Genomic DNA, 21552 nt, shown 5'->3' with positions numbered 1-21552 from the left:
GAAGTATTCCAAAATGCCTGCTGGAAGCATTAATTCTATTAACTGGCGGTAATTCTGATCCAAAATGTCGATTTATACAGCAAAACAACAGCTTTTGATCTAATCCCCCAAGTTTTCAACTTGATCCTTTTAACGGATTAAGTTGAAAACTTGGGGGATGGTTATTAAGCATATAGTTTAACGAGCCTAAAAAGGAAGAAGTTCACGTCCCTGACTCCTCTCATAGCGTTTCTAAATGATTTTACCTTCGCATTAAATGATTCTGCCGCCGCATTGGTGGCCCGGTTGTTAAAGAAGTTCAGGATACCCAGGTAATGATTTTGCACAGTCCTAGACAGGGTTTTGAAGGATTGTATTCCTGAAGTGTCTACATCATTGTACCATAGTGCGAGTCTTTTAAAGGCTTGTTCTTTGCTAGTGCATATTCTGAACACATCTCCTAAGCCCAACGATAGTTGATAGGCTTTTTGGATGACAGGATATCTGGTAAATAATAGTTCTGCCCGTTGCTGCTGCTCTCTGGTCCATAATCGTGGCTGTTTGAATAATAAGTATCTACTACGAGCCAGGAGCTGCTTGATAGTATCCCCATTAGGCAATACTTCTGGCTGATAGGCAATCTTCTGCTTTCTAGGCTGTTCATAGGCATTATTTTCTTCCTCAAGGGCTTCCCATCTATATTTTATACGGGTTTCCTGTACTGCATCAAAGGCTAGCTGTTGGACATGAAAACGGTCAATTACACGGTCAGCATTAGGAAAGCACCGTTTAATCGCAAGGTTGAGGCTTGAAGACATATCGATCGTTACTTCCAATACCTTCCTACGAAGCCGTTTGGGGATCTTGTTCAAAATATTAATCAGATAGTCCGCCTGTGTTCCTTTGATCATTGCTACAATAGAGCCCCTGCGGCCTTTTGCAGCCTTATTCGTCACTATCGTATACAGTTCTCCACTGGAAAATGCTGTTTCATCAATGCTTAGATGGGGCCAATATTTTGCTCAAAGACCATCCAGTGTTCAGCATGATCCTTCTGCTCCCATTGGTGATAGTCGCTTAAATGATTCTTGTATTGTTGTTGTAATTGTTTACCATCTACCTGAAAAAAGTGGCCTAGTTGTACGGGACTGATGGGATAATTATCCAAATATCCCTTTTAAAAAAAGCCCGAACTTTGTTGTCATTCGTGCTCCTGCTCTTACAAGCGTCCAGTCTCTGGTTACTATTTCTCCGGTCGATTGCACCTCCCAGCGTCTGCGTTTGATGCATAGGGCAACCTTATGTCCCCTAATAGGAAAGTCCTGTACTTGTATTTCTGGTAGAAAACCTTTGGAGTGAAGTAATTGATCTTTGTATTCCTCTGGAACAATATTTTTCTCTTCCAGGAAGATATTAATTCCTTTAGAATCCTTTGTGGTATTGGTTAACTCGAAGTATTCCATAATGCCTGCTGGAAGCATTAATTCTATTAACTGGCGGTAATTCTGATCCAAAATGTCGATTTATACAGCAAAACAACAGCTTTTGATCTAATCCCCAATTTTTCAACTTGATCCCTTTCTACCACTATATTGACAGTCAATTGACAAGCAGCATGACAAGCAGAAATTGTCTTACTACACAATCTATTCCCGTCCTAAGTGTTCAATCGGGGATTAAAGTTGAAACCATGAGACATTGCCATTAGGCATATAGTTTAAAGAGCTTAAAAGAAAGAAGTTCACATCTCTAATTCCTCTTATAGCGTTTCTAAATGATTTTACCTTCGCATTGAAGGGCTCTGCCGCGCGTTGATGGCCCGGTTGTTAAAGAAGTTCAGGATACCCAGATATCGATTTTGTACAGTCCTGGACAGGGTTTTGAAGGGTGATATTCCAGATGCATCTACCTCATTATACCATGATGCGAGTATAATGACCTATAATCAATATTGAACGTATCCTTGCAGCCGAACCGGCGATATATGCAATTTTACATGTATCGTCGTTAACGCAGTTTTGCTAATCTTTGACCAAGATAAACGCCAACAATAACATCGCCCTCGATTAACTGTTTAAACTAGGAAACCTACATCGTTCCTTGTGATATAATATATGCTGTTCGAGGATTAGAGGCGATGGAAAGTATCTATGCTGAAGAATCTTAAGAATAATAAGTTAAGGTTCAGCAAACCTGGAAATAGCGCGGATAGTATCACAAAGAGAACGTTGATCGTATTGAAAAGAGTCTCACACTATTCGTATGGTTTATGATGAAGTGCCACAGAGAGTGGAATATGAACTCACTGAAATAGCTGAAGAGCAACTCCTGTTTGACAGCTGCTATAACCCTGAAATATCAGGCACAAAGATCTTGCTAGGAAAATAGAGAAGAAGTAACGATATATTGACGCGGTTCTAGTCATCAATCCTGCGCGATCTGGCGATAGTAAACAAGCTCTTGCTTATCATAAAGCGATATCGGTTTAGAACACTTGGACCACGGGGTACTTGTATTGAAAGCCTTTTAATTATGGGACTATTGTTACACGCAATCTTACTCAACTGTTTTCTATTTGATGTTCCCCCGAAGATAAGCCACCCCATAACAATGGTCTTTCCGACTTTATGCCTATCTAAGACCGGCTTTGATACATATATACCCGCTAACAACTCAATCGTCCTACTTAGGGCTGGCACGGTATTTATCCTTGTATGTTAAAAAGTAACGATGAAAACGAAACAGATTGTACTTGCATCCAGACCATCAGGGACACCCGAACTGAGCAACTTCAACACTAAGGAAATTACCCTGCCTGAACTCAAGGAAGGAGAAATACTTCTCAAAGGCCTTTTCTATTCCGTTGACCCATACATGCGTGGCAAAATGAACGATAAGAAGTCATATACGCCGCCGTTTAAGCTCGATGAACCTATCGATGGGGGAGTAGTGGCTGAAGTGGTAGAAAGTAAATCCGGTAAGTTCGGTAAGGGTGACGTCGTTATGGGACAGCTACCCTGGCAGGAACTGATCATTACGGCGGAGAAAGGGCTCAAGAAAATAGACGCCAATATTGCACCAGCGAGTTACTACCTCGGCATATTGGGAATGCCTGGCCTCACCGCTTATATTGGCTTTACAGAAATAGGAAAACCTAAAGCGGGCGAAACTGTTGTGGTATCTGGTGCGGCTGGCGCTGTAGGTACTGTTGTAGGCCAGATAGCTAAGCTGAAAGGCTGTAAAGTGATTGGTATCGCTGGTACCGATGAAAAGATCGCTGTCATGAAAGAGAAATTCGGCTACGATGAAGGTATCAACTATAAGTCCACAAAAGACATGAATAAAGCTATTCAGGAACATTGCCCTGATGGCGTTGATATATACTTTGATAACGTTGGGGGAGAAGTGTCTGACGCAGTAATGAGCAATCTTAACTTCCACGCAAGGGTACCTGTCTGTGGACAAATTTCACTGTACAATAGTAAAGAAGTGGAAACCGGACCTCGCCTGCAGCCAATATTGGTTACTAAAAGCGTGTTAATGCAAGGCTTTATCGTCAGTAATTACCAGTCGCTTTTCGAGGAAAGCAGCAAACAAATGGCAGAATGGGTGAAGGAAGGTAAACTACAATCAACAGAAACAATCATAGAAGGATTTGATAAATTGCCGGAAGCCTTACTCGGACTGTTCAAAGGCGACAATACCGGAAAGATGATCGTGAAAGCTTAAGCTGATATGCTTATATCTCATTGGGATCAGGCGTAAGTCTCAAAGTCCCTACAGTTAACCGTTTATCTCTTTTTGTATGGGGCTGTCTCATAAATAACTTTTACCCAAATTTATTCGGGTATCTGATGGAGAGAATTTCCGTATAAGAAAATCTCAATGTCATCGAGTTAATTATGATACAGCCCCATCATAGTAGGGCCTGTCCTATATGGAATCAGGCTGCTGGCATCGCGGCCTTACCCATGGCGCTACCAGCTCTCTCTACACGTCTTATATACAACCCGGGAAGCCGCATTATCTGTTAACACTATGCAATGCTCCTCGCTGTCACTGCCGCCTGGTATATTCCTTATTTCGCGAAAGTTCCTGGGAAAAACACAGATCTCCTGTTGCAGATATTGCTGGAAATCTTTCATCACAGTGAGGAACAAGGCTGACTTTTCTGCTATGTCAAGCCAGGTGTTCTTACCCGCTGGTTGAATAGAATAATGGTGATCAAAACCACGCAGCAGCGTTATGTCCTCTTTCACCCTATCAAATTCACCATTAATGACTGGTCCGTCCGTTGCATAGTCTATGCCTACGGTCGGATAAAACGGGCTGATAATCTTCAGTAGTACATCTTCTTCCTCCGCTGATAACTGCGCCTTCGTCCGGAAGTCGCCCAGGCGGAAGTTATAATAATCTTCCACTACTAATTCCCCATCCGTTGATGTCTGCACAGTAGATGTCGTTCCATCAGGCTGTATCAGGACCCAGCTGAAGCCTGCCGGCTCGTCATCTGTGCATAGTATAGGTGTATTTTCCTGATGGGATAACAAGGTAAGTATATCCACTTGCTGCCTCACCGTCGGTTGATCTCCGGTACCCCAGACTGAATAATAGTATTTAAACTCTTCTTCGTAAATCTGCTGCTCGATGAAAGTGCAGTCCTCCGGTCCGGAGTAATCATACATCTCATTGAGGTCGCGTATCCACCTGAAGGATGTATAGTTAAATGTAGCTGTCAGAAAACGCTCTAAACCGGCCCTATCTAACGGTGATAGTACATTGAAGTATAAATTCATGCTTAGTCTGTCCGCAATTGTTTCGGGTTATCAAATCCCACGTGTAATTACTGCGCTATTACCGGTTGCCGGCATATGGCTTTCCCTGGCAATGCTCATTTCCAAGGTAACAAATATTCCTGTACCTGGCTGTGGACTGGTATAATGAAACGCCTCAAGCCTACAACATACGGTTTATCTTTCATCAGGTCTTGATGTTGAAGTCAGCCACTGACTAATTTACTTATTACTACTCAATCAGCCTGTTGGTACATCCGTTCTTTACTTATCTTTACGCCATGTTCGATATATTAGACAAATACAAGACACAAGACCACTTCTTTCTTACTGACACTAACGACCTGCACACCGTATGTAACGCTCCGGCAGACCAACATGGCGTTTATGTTATTTATGCTTTGAAGAAAGGAAGAATTGAATTGATCTACATAGGGAACTCAGGCAAGCTCGGTAAAGATGGCACTTTTGCCAGCAGAATGGAGGGATTCACTGGTCTGAAAGATGAGATTGTTAACGGTCATCAGTTTGGTAAAACCCCTGCCCACATCGCCTGGAAGAAGCAGATCACCAGAGAAAACATTGAAGCGCTGAATATATACTGGTATGTAACCTATGATGCGAGCCTGAAAGATTGTCCGGAGGTACTGAAGAAGAATATGCTGCGACAACACCATGATCTTTTCGGTGCATTCCCCAAGTGGAATAAATCCGTGTAAAATAATGCCGGGAACACTTCTTCGCCGGCATTTTAGCCACCCTTATCAGCCACATATACAATTGATACCTGTTAGCAGGGTAGGGGTGGATATGACCTTTTCTATTTACTAAAACGCTGCCGCTACCTCAAAACTTACTCTTTCCCTGCTCTTTGGATGTATGAAATCCAGGTAAGCTGCATGCAGATACATCCTTGTTGCTGCTGTACCATACAGGTCATCGCCTATAATCGGGGCATTCAGTCCCAGCTCGTGTGCGGCGTGCATACGCAACTGATGTGTTCTGCCGGTAAGTGGCCAGAAGTCAATCCTGGTTGATGAGGCATACCTCGTCACAACCTTCCATTTCGTGACGCTCTTTTTGCCTGATGTAAAGCACACCAGCTGCCTCGGGCGGTTCAGCAGGTCTGCTGCCAGTGGTAGGGTGATCTCGCCTTCTGCCGGCTCTATCACTTTTGACAACAACGCGGTATAACGTTTGCTAACCGTCCGCTGTAAAAACTGACGCTGTATATGGCGGTGGGCCTCCTGCGTCTTAGCTACTACCAATAAACCTGATGTATCCATATCCAGCCGGTGTACTATCAGCGGCTCGATATTGCCTAATAGCTGCTGTAGCCTGGTATATACCGAATCCTGTATACTGACGCCGGGCACTGAGCGTAATCCTGCAGGCTTATTTACTACTACAAAACTATCATCTTCATATACTACCTTCAGGTCGCCGCCCTGTTCTGGTATACGCAGCAGTGGATTCTCATCTACCGGCAATCCTTCCAGCATATGTGCCAGTATCGGCTTACACTTGCCCGTACATGCCGGGTAAAAGTGTTTATGCTGCCTGATTTCCGATTTCGGCGCTGCTCCCCACCAAAACTCTCCCATGGCAACAGGCTGGTAACCATTGGCAAACGCAAACTGTAACAGCTTAGGAATAGCGCATTCCCCTGCCGCAGCTGGTGGTTTCCCAAGGGCTGTTGCGCTAAAGATCTCCTGCAGGCTTTTGGTCTCTCCATGCCTGTTCAAAAACACATACTGGTCAAACAGCTGCTGCTGCAAAGCGGCCGACCTGTCCTTCCGCTCCGTTTTAAGTGCTTCAATCCTGTCTTCAATGTCGGTCAGTGCCAACTTTATGTCTCCCAGAGCCTGCTCCCACTTGTCCGTAAGTGCCTTCAGCTGGTGCTTATCCCGTAAGCTTTGTCTGACCAGATCCGCTGCTGCTACCTCGTATTCCGCCTGACTTACCTCGCTTTTAAGCGTCTCCCGCACTATTTTCCGGTTGGCCTTGTTCTCCCGCAATTGTGCTTTTAACATCTGCAGCTCCTGCTGAGATACTGCTGACAATCTCTCCAGCTCCAGCTTCATGCCTTGGTAACTACTGTCTTCACTAAGTGCTTTAATACGGTCATTAATGACATTGATCCTGGCCTGTTCCTGTAAAAAGAAGCTATTCGCAGTCAGCATATCAAAGACTGGAGGCACAAACTGGGGATGATCATTTGTCCCGGCCAGTTTGCCGGAAAAGGCAGACAGATAACCTAACTTTCCTGCGGGATCCTGTACCACCAGCACCCCGAACATTTTACCTATCACCAGACCTTCCTGTCCGGCCTTTAAACCGAAGTTATGATCCAGGTCTGTCTGCGCTTCCAGGTACTGTTGCAGTCCGGCGGCTGCCAGGTGCGTCAGAGGATGTGGTTCGTAATAAAAAGGAAAGGTAAACCGCTCAGGTAGTGCGATATCCTTAATGAGTTCCTCCGGAAAATACGTAATCCTCTTATGACTGATGGCTGCCAACTGCTGCTGATTTATTTAGCCGGCAAAATTACCACTTCCCGCTAATTAGATACTAAAATCTTTTAACCCGGATAACCCGGCTACGACCTGCCTTCAACGAAACACGTGCTTCGTCATTCTTGTTTTTTACTGTACATTTCAGGTATGAAACAGCAACCATCTACGGAACCTACGGCTTCATCCTGGCGCTCAAGACTGCACGAGATCATCTTTGAATCAAACTCTGATGCCGGGAAGGCTTTCGATGTCACATTGCTGGCTTTTATCATTATCAGCATCGTTGTTGTTATGCTGGATAGCGTGGCAGAGCTACACGCGCGCTATGGCAGGATCTTCCTTATACTAGAGTGGTTCTTCACCGGTGTTTTTACTATCGAATACCTGCTACGGCTGATATGCATCAGAAAGCCCTGGAAATACATGTTCAGCGTCCTGGGTATCATCGATCTGTTGGCTATTGTGCCCAGTTACCTCAGCTTCGTCTATATAGGCTCTCAATCGCTATTGGTTTTCAGGGCCTTGCGTCTACTCCGTGTATTCCGTATCTTCAGACTGGTACACTTTCTCTCCGAGATGCGCTTTCTCTCTGTCGCTATCCTCAATAGCATCCGTAAAATCAGCATCTTCATACTGTTTGTACTCAGCGCTGTGGTCATCCTGGGTTCAATTATCTACCTGGTTGAGGGGCCATCGAATGGATTCACCAGCATTCCGCAATCTGTATACTGGGCCATTGTCACCATTACTACTGTCGGGTACGGTGATATTGCGCCTGCCACCCCCCTGGGGAAGTTCATTGCCAGCTTCATCATGCTGCTGGGGTATGGGATCATTGCGGTACCTACGGGCATTGTTACCACCGAAATGGCGCTCGCTGCAAAGAGTCATAAACCCCATACTGACGCCTGCCCCTCCTGCGGAAGAGAAGGCCATGACCATGATGCCAGGTTCTGCAAGTACTGTGGCGCTCAATTGTAAGCTCCTCGGCAATGCCGGGACTGCTATCCCGGGTTCCCTTGTTGCTACCGGTATGTGATATACTCCCTTCACATCGCCCGGGTTATTGCCTGCTTTGCCTTGGCCTCAGATTTGATATCTGTACTACATACATCATAAAATGGAAGTACATGATTGAAGTGAATATGGCAACTAGTCTGTACCCTTATCAGCAACGTGATCTGGATATATTGTTTGAGAAACTGACGCAATCGCCCAAAGGAGACAGGATACTCTATCAACTGCCAACAGGAGGGGGGAAGACAAGGATCTTCACAGAAATTGCAAAACGATTTATTAATACTTACCATCAAAAGGTCATCGTGCTCACGCATCGTACGGAGCTATGCAGCCAAACGGGTGCAACGCTCAAGAAAGCGGGTGTGAAAACAAAGATGATCAATAGTGCCGTGAAGAAAATACGCAGCCAGGAAGCGACTGACTGCTATGTGGCCATGGTGGAAACACTGCGTAACCGCCTGAAACAGCGGATGCTGGATCCTTCTAAAATAGGGCTGGTAATTATCGATGAAGCTCATCACAATGCCTTTCAGAAGCTGCTCGGCAAATTTCCTGACGCTATCGTTGTAGGTGTAACTGCTACTCCGCTCAGTTCCAATGCTGATCTGCCCATGAATAAAAGCTATCGTGAACTGATCATCGGTGAAAGTATCCCGAACCTGATCTCCCAGGGATATCTGGCAAAACCTGTCAGCTGGAGATACGACGTGGAACTGAACTCACTGAAAACAGGTATCTACGGCGACTTTACCATTAGCACATCCGATGAGTTATACTCATCCAAAGCCATGCTTGACCTGCTGATGCATGCCTACAAAGCACACGCTGAAAATAAAAAAACACTCATCTTTAATAACGGTATCTTCACTTCCAGGAACGTCTGCAAACTGTTTGAAGACGCTGGCTATCCTGTAAAACATCTCGATAACCGCCAGTCCGCCGCTGAACGTGAAGACATCCTTAAATGGTTCAGAAAGACCAGAGGTGCCATACTGACATCTGTCTCTATTCTTACTACCGGCTTCGACGAACCTTCTATCCAGGCGGTGATCCTCAATCGTGCTACTACCTCTCTTACGCTCTACCATCAGATGATAGGCCGTGGAGCCAGAAGTTTACCGAAAAAGAAAACCTTCACCATCATTGACCTGGGTAATAATATCGAACGCTTTGGTGAATGGAAAGCGCCTGTTGACTGGCAACTGATCTTTGACAGACCTGACGCATTCATCGAACACCTGCATAGTCAGTCGGCAACTGAAGCGCATACAATACCGGCAGATATCCGGTCTAACTTCCCCAACACTTTACAGCTCTCATTCGATATCCAGGGTGCTCACCAGCAAGCGGTGGACGCGGGTAAGAAACCTGCCAATGTTATCAACGACGCCATCCGGCAACATGCCATTATGTGTATCGAAAACAGCGAGTCTATTGCCCAGGCACTGGAATTAACCGAACTGCTGGATCAGGAAATACAATGGCGTGTTAAGCAATATGGTAAATGTCTTGGTAAGGTTACGCGGAACTATACCGACTGGCTGGTATCTGACTATAAATCCAGGCTGAAAACGCTTATCCAGAAAATAATGCAGCGAAACCTCTCAACAAAAACCAAAAAAGCAGCTTAATCACGTATAGCCTTGCAGAAGCCATCCAAATATTGCAACTTGCATATATGGAAACAGCTTTTGATATTATCTCTGTGACAGACGCAATCAAGAGGTATGGCATTGATAATAATATGGGTGAAAGTCCGGAGATGTTTGCAGATATGGTAGCTGCCGACCAAAGTTTCCTGCTATACAGCGGCGACCTGGTTATAGACACCGTTTTTCTGTTACATACGGAAACCCTACCCGAAGGCGTAGCCGGATATGTTATTGACGGTAACTTACACGTGAATGGCAATATCATCAATGAAGAGGGTGACTACGGACCTACTTTATACGTAACCGGCAACGTTACCTGCCGCAGCCTGCTTATAGGCGGATCGCCCGTGCATATTAAAGGCGATGTAACCGCTGAAGAAGTGATCATGCTGCACTACAATCATGGTTGGATGAAATGCCCCGGAACGTTTACCGCTCCTGTAATGATCGTAGATGACTATCACTTCATCCCTGAAAAGAAAAACATTACACAGTTCTACTATAATGATAACGATCCGGATAGTCCGGAAGCCAATGATTGCTTTGAAACAGATACGGAAGACTTCCATATAGCTGCCGGCCTGCAGGCGTTATTGGATAATAAACAGACAACCACATTTGAGGAGTTACGGTACGACCTTACTGCCAACGAATACGTGTTACGCCCCACTCAGCGTAACAGTCAGTACTGGCATTACAAGGTCGCCATTAATTACCGTGATCTGAAAAGGGTACCTGCCGGTTTCCGGTCGCTGAGCATGTGTATAAATGCACTTGCCAGATCCGTATCATCGCTGGCGTATTTCCCCGAAAAGCTGCTCACTCCCGACCTTATCCGCCAGGCTGTAAATATGAGTGGTATGGCCCTGCGTTATCTTCCGGAATCATATATTACAAAAGAACTGTGCTACGAAGCTGTGACCAAAGGTGCTATTCTTGATATCGATATCCCTGAACGTTTCTTTGAAGACCGGTTATTACACCTGCTGATCAGGCACAGCGATTTCCAGATGGAGCGCATCCCTGTAAAGTATGTAACAGAAGACCTGCTGGTAACCTATGTAAAGGCAGGCCGCGGGGCATGGCTGGACAAGTATTGTACTGCCGCAGGTGTGTCCAAACAGCGCGTGTTACAACGGACTATAGCCGACGGCATCCGTTACCTGGAAAACATCTTCGGCTGGCACTTTTCGGCCGAAACCTACAGTTATGCCAGGTCGATCTATGATAATGACACCTATGCCAGCGAGTGGGCCGGACTGATGGAGAAGTATAAAAAGAAGCTGGAACGCCTTCAGTAACAGGCAGATTTACAACATTAGCACAAGTTTGATATTTCTTGTACATTTGCCGCCCATTAGCAAACATAAGCATGTTTTCAAAACTAACCTTGCCCCTGGCTGCCGGCATATTGTGTTCTCTTACACTTGCGGCGCAGGAAAAAATCAGTGAACTGGATGCAGTAACTGTTACTGCCACTGTCAATCCGGTAGTAAGTTCTAAAACCGGGCGCAATCTATATGTCATTAAAGGAGAAGAAATAGCCAGACTACCAGTCCATTCTGTGGATGAAGTACTGCGTTATCTGCCGGGAATAGAGGTACAATCCAAAGGTCCTATGGGTGCAGGTAGTGATATCGTTATCCGGGGAGCCACCTTCCAGCAGGTATTAGTAATTGTGGATGGGGCCAGGGTAAATGATCCGAATACAGGCCACTTCAGTAGTTATATACCCGTCAATCCGGCAGAAATTGACCACATAGAAGTATTAAAAGGCGCTTCATCTGCCATCTATGGCTCTGATGCGGTAGGTGGTGTAATTCATATCATCACAAAAACCTTTGCCCGTACCAGCGGCAGCACGCCGTCAAAGAAGATTACTGCCGGTGTAACCGGTGGCGCTTACGGCCTGTTTAACGCCAATGCTAACGCGTATTATAGCACTGATAAGCTGGCAGTAAACATCGGCGGACAAACAAACAATGCTGATGGTCAGCCACAACGTGGCATTGACGGCTACTTCCACCTGCATACCCTTTCCGGATCCGCCAGCTACCGTTTGTCTGATAACTGGAAACTGTCATACCGCTTAAGCTATGATAGCAGAAAGTTTGCTGCGCAGAACTTCTATACTACCCTCGTATCAGATACCGCAAGCGAGAAGCTGTCTACCTGGTGGCAACAGGCCAATCTGCAATATCGTAAGAACAAAGATGCGTTTAACCTGATCGTCGGGTATAAAAGCATGGACGACCATTATGTCTTTAATCCGCGTTCTATTGCCAATGATAATCGTAGTAAGTTATTTCAATCCCTGGCGATGTATGAACACGCCTTCAGTGATCGTATCAGTCTGATTGCCGGCGGACAGTTTCAACAGAAGAATATCGCATCGAATGACAGGGGAAATCATACTGTAAATCAGGCAGCAGGCTTCGTTTCCATGACCGCTTCCTTATGGGAGGCCCTGACGCTGAGTCCAGCGGTACGTCTTGACTGGGATGAGCGCAGTGGTGCTGAACTGGTACCTCAGCTGAATGCAAGTTACAGAACAGGTAAGTTCCAGATCAGGGGAAGTGCAGGTAAGACGATCCGTAATGCCGACTTCACAGAACGATACAATAACAATAACAAAGCGTTGGTAACCGGCGGTAAGATCGGTAACCCTGATCTGAAGGCAGAGCGCTCATTCAGTTACGAGGCGGGAGCAGACTATTTCGGTAAACACTTCCGGGTATCCTCCACAGTGTTTCAGCGTAAATACAGCGACCTGATAGACTGGACCACTACGCCTTACGCAAATATGCCTTACAAAGGAAATCTGTCTCCTACAGGTTCCTATTCCCTGGCAACAAATATTTCCAGGATGTTGACCAGTGGAGTAGAAACGGACGTACAGTGGACGAAGACGTACCATGAGAAGCATGTCTTTTCTGCAACAGCAGGAGCAATCTGGCTGTACTCTGACATCCAGGAGGGACAATCATCCTTTTACATCTCCTCGCATGCCCGCTTCCTGCTGAACGGTATGTTGCAGTACCGCAATCAACTGTTCGGTATCAGCGTAAATGGGTTGTACAAGGTGAGAGATCCACAGTCAGCCGCTAACATAAAGGGCGTAGTGACCAAGGAATACTTCATTGCTAATGTGAAAGCGGATGTGTTTGTAATCAAGAATGTACTAAGCATATCTGCGGAAGCTGATAATATATTCAATAAGACTTATGCCGATCTGACGGGAGCACAGATGCCAGGACGCTGGTTGATGGGCGGAGTACGTTTGATGTTATAACAGGTATTCTATAGATAAACAAGTAGGTGTCAAAGCCGGAGATCTCATACATCTCCGGCTTTGCGATTTCTGGAGAGTAAGAATTGGATTACCTAGCTGTCTGCCAGACGGGTTACCAGGGTTATTAATCCATGACTCTGCTTATCCGGACCGTTCGTTGGCAAGTGACACATTGCATTGACAGGGAGACATCTGCTTCGGGGTTTCCTGGATCTACAGGGTCAGTTTATCGTTTTGAACAGGCTTTATGTTTTACATGATAGGTTCACCATAAGGTCACCAAAAGGGCACTTCAATATCCCCGGGATATTGAAGTGCCCTTTTGGTGACGAATTAGTGCCGGGATGGATTAAAACACAAAGCCTTTATAAGCCATTATCAATTAGTGTGTTATCATTGTCATTGCGGCGAACGGGCCGGCGGGGCTATCTGTTCAGGACAGGTGTAGCCGGATGGTTGATCGGGATTGCCCGGAAATGGGAAGATGGGTTCGCTGTCTGGAATGCCTATATTCATAGATATTAGCATATTGAATTGTAAATCAGTACGATATGCAAGTGTGGCGGCGCACGATTGATGTCAGATCAGGAAGAATCCAGCCGGCGTATAATTTGCAGGTGAAGCAGGGAGTGATGGACGGAAGAGATGTAGGTATTTATTATACATTTGCCCAAAACAGACAGAATGGAAGATTATGTAATTGTTGTGAACCGGATAGAAGAATTGCAGTTAACGCATGACCGTCAGGCGCTTGAGCTGATATTTGAAAAGGCAAAACGAACGATTATTGGCGGATTGGACGTCATACTTGTCAGGGAGAACAGCAAGGGCGAGCAGGAAAAGTTTGACACTTTCTCTAATGAACAGGATTTTGAAGAATACCGCGAGAAGGTATTTAAGTTCCTGTAGGACAATCGTGCAACTGGCTCGTCATCTTAAATATGCTGTTGATATCTAACGTGTGCACCGATACGTGTGCTAAGATGAGTTGATAGGTCTTCCGGATCATCGCCTGAAAACTGCTATAACATAGGTATTATTTTATTTAAATATATGCCCTCTTTTAGCTATCTGGGAGATGAGAGGAATGGGGGCGCGCAGAAAATTTCTACTCACTGCAAATTAAACTGTTGCTCAACAGGTTTATACGCATATGTTTCACCTCCATCTAATGTTGCTTAAGTGCAATTAATTTCCGTAATTTTGCGCTTTGGTTTTTTAGACTTCAACTCAATATAATGATTCATTTCTTTGTGAACCAAACAGACTTTGTCTATTGTGTTCAAACAGAAAACAACCTTTCTCAGGAAGATATTCAGAAGCTCGAATGGCTCTTCGGTAATGCAAGAAAATCAGATGAACAGACTGTGAACCGTTCCTATGTGGGCCCGCGTGCAGCGATGATAACCCCCTGGAGTACGAATGCAGTTGAGATGACCCAGAATATGGGTATCGGTGGGATCATCCGTATTGAAGAGTTTGAGCCTGTACCGGCAGATTACAATGACTTTGATCCAATGATCTCGCAGAAGTACATTGCGCTGACGCAGGATATCTTTACCGTCAACATCCAGCCGGAAGCGATACTGGAAATCGATGATATCGATGCTTATAATAAGCAGGAGGGTTTATCCCTGAATCCTGAAGAAGTTGAATATCTGAATAAACTTTCCGTAAAGATTGGTCGTAAACTGACTGATTCTGAGGTGTTTGCCTTTTCTCAGGCAAATTCAGAACACTGTCGTCATAAAATCTTTAACGGCACCTTTGTTATTGATGGTGAAGCTATGCCGACTTCGTTGTTCAAGCTGATCAAGAAGACGTCAGAAACTAACCCGAATGATATTATCTCTGCATACAAAGATAACGTGGCTTTCATTAAAGGGCCGCGGGTTACGCAGTTTGCGCCTAAGTCAGCTGATAAACCTGACTACTACGTAGAGAAGGAGTTTGACTCAGTTTTATCCCTGAAAGCCGAAACCCATAACTTCCCTACTACTGTTGAGCCTTTTGCAGGTGCTGCTACTGGTTCAGGAGGAGAGATCCGTGACCGTCTTGCGGGCGGACAGGGAGCTTTACCGCTTGCAGGAACTGCTATCTATATGACCGCTTATTCCCGCTTGCTGGAAGACAGACCATGGGAGAAGGGTATGGAAGAGCGTAAATGGTTATACCAGACGCCGGTTGACATCCTGATCAAAGCATCCAATGGTGCTTCTGATTTCGGAAATAAGTTTGGTCAGCCGTTAATTACCGGTTCTGTACTGACTTTTGAGCATGAGGAAGATGGCCGCAAACTGGGTTACGACAAAGTAATTATGCAGGCCGGCGGTGTGGGTTATGGTAAGCTGGATCAGGCGAAGAAACATACACCACAGGAAGGCGACAAGGTCGTGATCCTGGGTGGTGAGAACTATCGTATTGGTATGGGCGGTGCTGCCGTATCTTCTGCAGATACGGGTGCTTTTGGTTCTGGTATAGAACTGAATGCAATCCAGCGTTCCAATCCTGAAATGCAGAAGCGTGTGGCGAATGCTATACGTGGATTCGTTGAGTCTGATAATAATTCCATTGTTTCTATCCATGACCACGGTGCGGGTGGACACCTGAACTGTTTGTCTGAGCTGGTGGAAGATACGGGTGGTCTGATCGACCTGGATAAATTGCCGGTAGGCGACCCGACCCTTTCTGCAAAGGAAATTATCGGTAATGAATCCCAGGAAAGAATGGGACTGGTAATGGCAGAGAAGGATATTGAAACATTACAGAAAGTTGCTGAACGTGAGCGTGCGCCAATGTATGTCGTTGGAGCAGTAACCGGCGACCACCGTTTTACCTTCCAGTCTTCTTCTACAGGTGTAAAACCAATGGACTTTGCGCTGGAAGACTTCTTCGGTTCTTCGCCTAAGACGTTCATGAAAGATAAAAAGGTAAACCGTTCTTATGCTGATCTGTCATATGATGTGAAAGATGTACCAGCGTATCTGAACCAGGTATTGCAGCTGGAAGCGGTAGCCTCAAAAGACTGGTTGACCAACAAGGTAGACCGTTGTGTGGGAGGCCGTGTTGCTAAGCAGCAATGTGCCGGTCCGTTGCAGTTACCGTTAAACAACGTAGGTGTGATGGCGCTGGATTATAAATCCGGTGAAGGTATTGCTACTACAGTGGGTCATTCTCCGCTGACGGCCCTGGTAGATCCTGCTGCAGGTTCCCGTAATGCAGTAGCAGAAGCGTTGTCGAACATCGTTTTTGCACCATTGAAAAATGGTCTGAAAGGTGTTTCCTTATCTGCTAACTGGATGTGGGCCTGTAATAATGAAGGCGAGGATGCCCGTTTATATGAGGCGGTAAAAGCCTGCTCTGATTTTGCTATAGCTTTAGGTATCAATATCCCGACAGGTAAAGATTCCCTGTCTATGAAGCAGAAGTATCCTAACGGAGATGTAATTGCTCCGGGTACAGTGATTATCTCTGCAGCGGGCAACTGTATTGACATTAAGAAAGTGGTAGAACCTGTATTGCAGAAGCAGGCAGGCTCCATATATTATATCAGTTTATCCGGAGATGCTTTCAAATTAGGCGGTTCTTCGTTCGCACAGATCAATAACAAGATTGGTCCGGATGTACCGACGGTAAAAGATGCTGCTTACTTTGCAAAAGCCTTTAATGCTATACAGGATCTGATTAATAATAGTCAGATAGCAGCTGGTCACGATATTGGCTCCGGAGGTCTGGTCACTACATTGCTGGAAATGTGCTTCGCAGATGTGAACCTGGCGGCAGACTATGATCTGAGCGGTTTGAACGAAGCAGATACTGTAAAAGCATTGTTCAATGAGAACATCGCAGTAGTGTTACAGGCGCAGGACGATGCAGCGTTTGAGAAGGCGCTGGCAGGTGCAGGCGTTAACGCAGTGAAGATTGGTAAGGTAAAAGAAGGCAGTGCAGCAACGTTCCGTAATCATGCGGACACATTCACGTTTGATATTGCTGAAACACGCGATACGTGGTTTAAGACATCATTCCTGCTGGACCAGCGGCAGGCAAAGAATGGAACAGCCCAGGAGCGGTTCAACAACTATAAATTGCAGCCATTAACTTATGCATTTCCTGCACAATTTGATGGTAAGAAGCCTGTAATAGACGCGTCTAAGCCTCGTCCTAAAGCAGCTATTATCCGCGAAAAGGGGTCCAACTCTGAACGTGAAATGGCCAATGCAATGTATCTGGCAGGCTTTGACGTGAAGGATGTACACATGACTGACCTGATCTCTGGCCGTGAAACGCTGGAAGATATTCAGTTTATTGGTGCAGTAGGCGGCTTTTCCAACTCTGACGTATTAGGTTCTGCTAAAGGCTGGGCGGGTGCGTTTATGTATAATGAGAAGGCCAAGAAAGCGCTGGATAACTTCTTTGCACGTCCTGATACATTATCAGTAGGTATCTGTAATGGTTGTCAGCTGTTCATGGAACTGGAACTTATTAACCCGGATCATGCTGAACATGGCAAGATGCTGCATAATACATCTGGCAAACACGAGTCTAACTTCGTATCTGTAAAGGTGCAGGAGAACAACTCTATTATGTTAAAGACCCTTACGGGAGCGACATTGGGTGTATGGATTTCTCACGGAGAAGGTAAATTCAGACTACCGCAAACGGAAGATCAGTATAATATAGTGGCTAAGTATGCATACGATGCTTATCCGCATAATCCTAACGGATCAGACTTCAACACTGCTATGATGTGTGATAAGAGTGGCCGTCACCTGGTAACAATGCCTCACATCGAACGTTCTATTTTCCAATGGAACTGGGCTAACTACCCACAGGGACGTGCAGATGAGGTAAGTCCATGGCTCGAAGCATTTGTAAATGCGAGGGCATGGTGCGTGGAACATCAGCGCTAGTCGATGATATTATTCATAAATATGGAACACCTCACTCAGTAGAGTGGGGTGTTTTGTTTTGGTTATTTTCCATAGATTTATAAGACGTTAACTCAATATGCTGGCTATGAAAAATATCAGAATGATGAAGGTTGTGCCGTTCCTCCTGATGACAGCATTTCTTCTTTCCTGCAATAAGAAAAGAGCTACAGACTTCCGTGATGTGATACTTCAGAAAGAGAAGGATATTTCTGATATGCTGATCCGGAAGACAGGGCTGGAATCCCGTAAACTGGAATGGCTGATTGCAGAAGATTTCGATAAAGCAGCAGCAGTTGTGGATAGTCAGGAGCAGGTATTCAATACCACGATTCATGAGATTGAGGCCCTGGATACGGGGGATCTTGCAGCAGCAGGAGCGCTTAAGCAGGCAGCAGTTGATTACCATATTGCCCTTAAAGAGTTGTACCTGTATCCCCGGCAGGAAATTGCCCGGCAGCAGCAGTTGCTGAAGGTATCAGGACCGGCAGCGGATAGTATACAGCATAGCCTGTTGCAGCTGTACAAGGGAAAACAGCAGCTCTATCAGAAGGTGTATGATACGAATGAGCGATATGTGTATGCTACCCAACAGTTTAATGAGACGCATCGTCTTTAATAGGAGAGATGTAGGTAAATGTTTACCCCCTGCTGGATCAACACTCAGCCGGGCGATGATAGTGTTACGTCCTGTTGAATAAGCGTTTACCGGGTAGTCTGCTCAGTATAAGGCTTGTAATAAGCAATCGAAGGGATCATCCATAAAAAAGCCCCCGGGAGATTGTCTGCGGGGGCTTTCTATATAGTTGATAAAAGGATGGCTAGAATTTGTAAGAGACAGAGAACCGGTAGTTGCGTGGGGCTTCCGCCTGATAGTTATAGGCTGCCAGTGCTGCGTAATAAGAGCCGCTGTACAGGTACTTGTCCAGGATATTGAATACATTGGCCGTGATACGCATTTTATTGCCTTCCCAGAATAAGCCGCCGTCCAGTTTGAAGTAGTCGGGCAGTTTGAGCAGGCCTACGCTCCAGGTATCCGTTTGCCGGCCAGCCATATAGGTGAACCCACCAGAGACGCCGGCACCTCTTAATGCACCGGTACGCAGTTTATAAGTCAGCCAGGCATTGGCCACGTGTTTGGAGTAACCAGGTACTACGTCGCCGACTTTAATGGCAAGCGCCTCAGACACACCTGGATTCACTTTACTAACCTTGGAGTCAGTCAGGGCATAGTTAGCAGTCAGGTCAAGTCCTGGGAGGAGTTCGCCACGGAGGTCAAACTCGACACCTTGCGCCCTGCGCTGACCGAATACAATACTGAGTCCGGAGTTGGCAGGTGCGTTTGGATCTGCCGTGAGCTCATTGTTTTTCAGGATACGGTATACTGCGACGGTAGTATTCCATTTACCTTCCGCCCAGTCTTTCTTGACACCAAATTCGATATTATTACCTGTCAGCGGCTTTAGTTTGCCTACGCTGACATTGCCTGCCTGCGGTGTAAATGCCTGGTCATACAGACCGTAAACAGACATCTGATTATCCACAGAGATGCTAAGCCCTACACGAGGCGTGAAGTGGTTGGCTTTTTGAGCAGTACCGAAGTTGGACTGATGGACATAGGTGTAACGGCCGGCGAGCGTAAGCCTGATCCTGTTATTCAGGAAGCCTAATTCATCCTGCAGGTAAAGACTGGTATAATGCGAGTTGATCAGCCCGAAGCCTGCCGCTGCTCTTGCTTCGAGATTTAGCGTGCGGTCATACACAGGATAGCCGTTGGAGGGCATATCCAGGTTAGGAGCTTTGGGGTCAAAAGGAGCTGAACCGGTATCCAGGGAGTGCGTCTGCGAATAGTCGGCCGCATATTTCTTATCCCCAAGGTCAACACCTGCCAGTATCTTATGTACTATGGGCCCGGTTGTTACCTTTCCATTGAGGAATATCTGTCCGAGGGACATAGCGCTTCGGGCTTCCCAGATGCCTACATTTCTGTAGTATCGACCATCTCTTTCAACAGAGTCTGCCCACATGGAAGTACCATTCTGGTGATAGTTGTAATATGCTGCCTGGGCTGTTAAGCGCCAGTTCTCACTGATCTGATGCTGTACATTGATGGCCAGGCTATGATCATTGATGTGGGTAGGCGGCAGGCCGGAGGGAAGGTCGCTGAACTCCCTTGGATGGGTAGCGTACCCAGTAGGACTAAATATGTAAAATGAGCCCACGTCAGACATGTTTGCACGCTGATATACATACTCTGCTGTGATCCTGGTTTTATCATCCATCTGATAGGAGAGAACGGGTGCGATGGCATACCGGTCATTAAACTCGTTCTGGCGGAAGGAGCCTTTGTTTTGTCCGGAGAGGTTAAGGCGGTATAGTAGTTTGCCATTCTTACTTAGTTTACCGTCGAGGTCTAGTGTGGCACGGTTCAGATTAAAGCTGCCCACAGTATAGCTGAACTCATTTTTGGTCTGGCCGGTGGGCTTTTTGGTAACGACGTTATAGAGGCCGCTGGGATCTCCGTTGGATAACATAAAGCCGGCAGGGCCCTTTACAAACTCGATGTGATCGACAAAGCTCATATCTTCGGTTAGTGGTCCCCAGTAAGAGCTTACGACATTGAATCCATTGCGGAAGGCCTGTACCTGGGAGCCGCGCATCGTGATATTGGCATATAGATCTCCCCAGTGTTCCAGTCTGACAGCACCGCTGACATTACGGATAATACCGTCGCTCATACTGATGATCTGTTGCTCTTTGATGGATTGTCCGGAGACTACCTGTATGTTTTGTGCTACTTGTAGCAGTGGTTCCTGCAGACGCAGTGATTGTGATGGATTATCCATCTTGACACTATTGTGCCGGGCATTTACCATTACCTCTTTTAACTGTGTGCTGCTGATATCGAGCACGAAGTTGACCATATGGTGTTGTCCCGCGGCGATATTGATTTCTTTCTCCTGGGAGGCGATATTAATAGCACTGACGCTGACGGTATAAGTACCTGGATTTACACGGTTAATGCGATAATAGCCTTTATCTGTAGTAGCAGCGGCATAAGAGGTACCCTTGATACTGACAGTTACATAAGCAACAGGTTCACCGTTTCTGGCGGTGACCACACCACTTAAGCTACCGTTCTGTTGTGCAGATGCATTGACTGCGGCTAGTAAAAGCAAGAGGAAAATGGAGGAAAATCTTTTCATAACACTTTGGTTGATAACAATCTGCTACAAAGAAAGCGTAAAATCATCCGAGTGGTTAGAGCTGTACATTGATTTTCCGTATGTCGTAAACAATTTTCCCGATATCGAAAAGTCCGCTACTTGGTTAAGGAGCGCTTGGTTACATTTCTCCTTTTAAAATCCCGGCCTA

At 45.8% G+C, this 21552-nt stretch carries 16 protein-coding genes; 9 read left to right on the top strand and 7 right to left on the bottom strand.

Annotated features, from left to right (window positions below):
• Positions 1 to 164: 164 nt before the first annotated feature.
• From K1Y79_RS28695 to K1Y79_RS29630, 4 genes are all read right to left on the bottom strand, one after another.
• On the bottom strand, positions 165 to 935 hold the full coding sequence (locus K1Y79_RS28695; protein ID WP_317197512.1) for an ISAon1 family transposase: 771 nt from the start codon (positions 933 to 935) through the stop codon (positions 165 to 167).
• 44 nt (positions 936 to 979) lie between these two features.
• Entirely contained in the window at positions 980 to 1147 is a 168-nt protein-coding gene (locus tag K1Y79_RS29225; protein ID WP_236059918.1) for a hypothetical protein, read from the bottom strand.
• Entirely contained in the window at positions 1140 to 1493 is a 354-nt protein-coding gene (locus K1Y79_RS28690; protein WP_236059915.1) for an ISAon1 family transposase N-terminal region protein, read from the bottom strand. The genes K1Y79_RS29225 and K1Y79_RS28690 overlap by 8 nt, the downstream gene beginning before the upstream one ends.
• Positions 1494 to 1759: 266 nt before the next feature.
• Positions 1760 to 1912 (bottom strand): transposase, encoded by a 153-nt coding sequence (locus K1Y79_RS29630; protein ID WP_394370785.1) that lies wholly within the window; start codon positions 1910 to 1912, stop codon positions 1760 to 1762.
• A 797-nt stretch (positions 1913 to 2709) separates the two neighbouring features.
• Here K1Y79_RS29630 and K1Y79_RS28680 point away from each other — a divergent pair.
• Positions 2710 to 3708, top strand: coding sequence for an NADP-dependent oxidoreductase (locus tag K1Y79_RS28680; protein ID WP_220253670.1), 999 nt, complete (start codon positions 2710 to 2712; stop codon positions 3706 to 3708).
• Between the two features lie 248 nt (positions 3709 to 3956).
• Here the strand turns inward: K1Y79_RS28680 and K1Y79_RS28675 are convergent, their stop codons facing one another.
• Complete coding sequence (locus K1Y79_RS28675) at positions 3957 to 4775, bottom strand: hypothetical protein (protein ID WP_220253669.1); 819 nt, start codon at positions 4773 to 4775, stop codon at positions 3957 to 3959.
• Positions 4776 to 5053: 278 nt separating this feature from the next.
• Between K1Y79_RS28675 and K1Y79_RS28670 the strand changes: the two genes are divergently transcribed.
• Positions 5054 to 5491, top strand: coding sequence for a hypothetical protein (locus K1Y79_RS28670; RefSeq protein ID WP_220253668.1), 438 nt, complete (start codon positions 5054 to 5056; stop codon positions 5489 to 5491).
• Between the two features lie 108 nt (positions 5492 to 5599).
• Here the strand turns inward: K1Y79_RS28670 and K1Y79_RS28665 are convergent, their stop codons facing one another.
• Positions 5600 to 7288, bottom strand: coding sequence for an RluA family pseudouridine synthase (locus K1Y79_RS28665; protein WP_220253667.1), 1689 nt, complete (start codon positions 7286 to 7288; stop codon positions 5600 to 5602).
• A gap of 144 nt (positions 7289 to 7432) precedes the next feature.
• Between K1Y79_RS28665 and K1Y79_RS28660 the strand changes: the two genes are divergently transcribed.
• From K1Y79_RS28660 to K1Y79_RS28630, 7 genes are all read left to right on the top strand, one after another.
• Positions 7433 to 8266: an ion transporter gene (locus K1Y79_RS28660; protein ID WP_220253666.1), complete on the top strand. Its 834-nt coding sequence runs from the start codon at positions 7433 to 7435 to the stop codon at positions 8264 to 8266.
• 149 nt (positions 8267 to 8415) lie between these two features.
• Positions 8416 to 9936, top strand: coding sequence for a DEAD/DEAH box helicase (locus K1Y79_RS28655; RefSeq protein WP_220253665.1), 1521 nt, complete (start codon positions 8416 to 8418; stop codon positions 9934 to 9936).
• Between the two features lie 47 nt (positions 9937 to 9983).
• Positions 9984 to 11258, top strand: a complete 1275-nt coding sequence (locus tag K1Y79_RS28650) for a polymer-forming cytoskeletal protein (protein ID WP_220253664.1) — start codon at positions 9984 to 9986, stop codon at positions 11256 to 11258.
• Between the two features lie 71 nt (positions 11259 to 11329).
• Positions 11330 to 13249: a TonB-dependent receptor plug domain-containing protein gene (locus tag K1Y79_RS28645; protein ID WP_220253663.1), complete on the top strand. Its 1920-nt coding sequence runs from the start codon at positions 11330 to 11332 to the stop codon at positions 13247 to 13249.
• Positions 13250 to 13933: 684 nt separating this feature from the next.
• Positions 13934 to 14158: a hypothetical protein gene (locus tag K1Y79_RS28640; protein ID WP_220253662.1), complete on the top strand. Its 225-nt coding sequence runs from the start codon at positions 13934 to 13936 to the stop codon at positions 14156 to 14158.
• Between the two features lie 329 nt (positions 14159 to 14487).
• Entirely contained in the window at positions 14488 to 18159 is a 3672-nt protein-coding gene (gene purL, locus K1Y79_RS28635; protein ID WP_220253661.1) for a phosphoribosylformylglycinamidine synthase, read from the top strand.
• Between the two features lie 106 nt (positions 18160 to 18265).
• Positions 18266 to 18796: a hypothetical protein gene (locus K1Y79_RS28630; protein WP_220253660.1), complete on the top strand. Its 531-nt coding sequence runs from the start codon at positions 18266 to 18268 to the stop codon at positions 18794 to 18796.
• A 202-nt stretch (positions 18797 to 18998) separates the two neighbouring features.
• Here K1Y79_RS28630 and K1Y79_RS28625 read toward each other — a convergent pair whose 3' ends face one another.
• The gene (locus tag K1Y79_RS28625) at positions 18999 to 21383 is read right to left on the bottom strand and encodes a TonB-dependent receptor (RefSeq protein ID WP_220253659.1); all 2385 of its coding nucleotides are present in this window, start codon (positions 21381 to 21383) and stop codon (positions 18999 to 19001) included.
• Positions 21384 to 21552: the final 169 nt, after the last annotated feature.

It is taken from the genome of Chitinophaga rhizophila, assembly GCF_019492185.1.
In the GTDB taxonomy this organism is placed as follows: domain Bacteria; phylum Bacteroidota; class Bacteroidia; order Chitinophagales; family Chitinophagaceae; genus Chitinophaga; species Chitinophaga rhizophila.
The sequence above is the reverse complement of the archived record's forward strand: the minus strand, read 5'-3'. Positions and strand labels throughout refer to the sequence as shown.